Below are 2,216 nucleotides of genomic sequence, written 5' to 3'. Positions count from 1 at the left end.
GCATCCTCTACCCCGTCCGCATCCTGACCGATCTCGTGAAGCTGCTCGGCCGGCGCGGCGTCGCGCTGCACGCCAACACCAGGGTCGAGGCGATCGACGCCGAGGCCGGCACGCTCCGCACCGCCGCCGGCACGGTGCGCGGCGACGCCGTCATCGTCGCCGCCGGCGCCTGGGCGGCGCGGCTGGTCCCCTCGCTCGCGGATGCGGCGGTGCCCTCGCGCCAGGCGGTGATGTTCCTCGCCCCGCCGCCCGAGCTCGAAGCCGCCTGGGCCGCCGCCCCGGTGATGATCGATCTCGGCGAGGAAAGCGGCACCTACACCCTGCCGCCGCGCGCCGGCACGCGGCTGAAAATCGGCGATCACCGCTTCACCCGCGCCGGCGACCCCGATGGCGACCGCGCCGGCACCGACGAGGACGTCGCCCGCCTGCTCGATGCCGCGTCCCGCGCCTGGCGCGGCTTCGATCGCTACACCGTGCTGGAGCGCAAGGCCTGCTTCTATACGGTGACGGAGGACGAGCGCTTCATCCTCCGCCGCGAGGGCGCGCGCGCCTGGCTGTGCAGCGCCTGCTCCGGCCACGGCTTCAAGCTCGGCGTGCTGATGGGCGACGCGGTGGCCGGCGCCGTCGCCGGCGAGCGCGACGCGGCGTCCCTCACCCGCTGGGCCGCCGGGCTCGACATCCCGGACTGAGTCACCCTACGGCGCGGCCGCCGCCCGCAGCAGCGGCGGCGGCTCCGGCCGCGCGCAATGCTCGATCATCCAGGTGCGGAACAGCGCGAGGATCGGGTCCGCCATGTCCTCCGGCCGCATCGTCAGGAAATAGCCGTAGCCCTCCTCCGCCGGCTCCGGATACGGCACCACGAGCCGCCCCGCGGCGATCTCCTGCGCGAACAGCACGAGGTCGATCAGCGCCACCCCGCCGCCCGTCATCGCATAGCCGGTGGCCGCGCTCGCGGTCTCGAAGGCGAGGCCGCGATCGGTGTCCACCTCCAGCCCGCGCTGGCGGATGTAGCTCGCCCACATCAGCCCCCGCGCCTGGCCCTGGAGCTTCACGTGCAGCAGCTCGGTGTCGCGCAGGAACCGCTCCAGCGTCTTGCCCTCGTGCTCGCGGGCGATCTCCGGCGCGCAGGCCGGGGCGACATGGATCATCCACAGCAGGTCGGTGACCGACTGCCCCGCCTGCGGCCGGTCGTACACCACGGCGATGTCCGGCTCCTCCCGCGGCCAGCCGGTCACGTAGGAGGAGGCGACGTCGATGATGATGTCGGGATATTCCCGGCGGAACGATTTCAGCGCCGGCAGCCCCACCTGCTGGAGGAAGCTCGGCGGCATGTGCACGCGCAGCGTGCGCAGGTGGCGGTCGCGGCCGCGGTTGCGGATGATCTCGTTCATCTCGCGCTCGATGCCGTCGAAGCCGCGGCTGATCGCCGGCAGCAGCCGCCGCCCGGCCTCGGTGGTCTCCAGCCCGTGCGGATGGCGGATCAGCAGCGGGCAGCCGAGCAGCGCCTCCAGCGTCTGCACGTGCCGGCTGAGCGCCGATTGCGAAACGTTGAGCGCATGCCCGCCGGCGGTGAAGCTGGAATGCCGGCCGACCGCCTCGAAGGCGCGCAGGGCGTTCAGCGGCAGCCAGCGGCGGTTGATCGGCGATTTGTCTGTCATGCCACGACCATGCGGGGTGTCACGTTGCCCCGCTAACGACTCCCGCGCAAGGGGGGAATGCCGCGCCCGTCGCGGACGCTACGCCTCGCGCCGCCCCAGCCCCTCGCGGGGAATGTGGCAGCGGATCGCGTGATCGCCGATGGTCTCCAGCGCCGGCTCCGTGGTCTCGCACACCGCGCCGAGCTTGCGCGGGCAGCGGGTGTGGAACACGCAGCCCCGCGGCGGGTTCAGCGGGCTCGGAATCTCGCCCGACAGGCGGATCCGCCCGCTCCGCCCGCCCGGCGTCGCCACCGCCGAGAGCAGCGCCTCGGTATAGGGGTGGTGCGGGCCGGAAAACACCGCCTCCGCCGGGCCGAGTTCCATGATCCGCCCGAGATAGAGCACCGCGATCCGGTCGGAGATGTAGCGGACCACGCCGAGATCGTGCGAGATGAAGATGTAGCTCACCTGCCGCTCGCGCTGCAGGTCGGCGAGCAGGTTGAGAATCGCCGCCTGCACCGAGACGTCGAGGGCCGAGGTCGGCTCGTCGCAGATGATCACGCGCGGCTCGCCGGCAAA

The 2,216-nt window shown here is 72.7% G+C and carries 3 protein-coding genes; 1 reads left to right on the top strand and 2 read right to left on the bottom strand.

Annotated elements, in window-relative coordinates; genetic code table 11:
* A partial coding sequence (locus tag APM_RS11670; protein ID WP_007423582.1) for an FAD-dependent oxidoreductase occupies positions 1-689 on the top strand: 689 nt, incomplete at its 5' end.
* Positions 690-695: 6 nt separating this feature from the next.
* Here the strand turns inward: APM_RS11670 and APM_RS11665 are convergent.
* A complete protein-coding gene (locus APM_RS11665) occupies positions 696-1,658 on the bottom strand; it encodes a LysR family transcriptional regulator (protein WP_007423581.1) in 963 nt (320 codons plus the stop codon).
* Between the two features lie 78 nt (positions 1,659-1,736).
* A partial coding sequence (locus tag APM_RS11660; protein WP_007423580.1) for an ABC transporter ATP-binding protein occupies positions 1,737-2,216 on the bottom strand: 480 nt, incomplete at its 5' end.

This window comes from Acidiphilium sp. PM (assembly GCF_000219295.1).
Taxonomy (GTDB): Bacteria; Pseudomonadota; Alphaproteobacteria; order Acetobacterales; family Acetobacteraceae; genus Acidiphilium; species Acidiphilium multivorum.
This window is presented reverse-complemented; position numbering and strand designations above follow the sequence as displayed.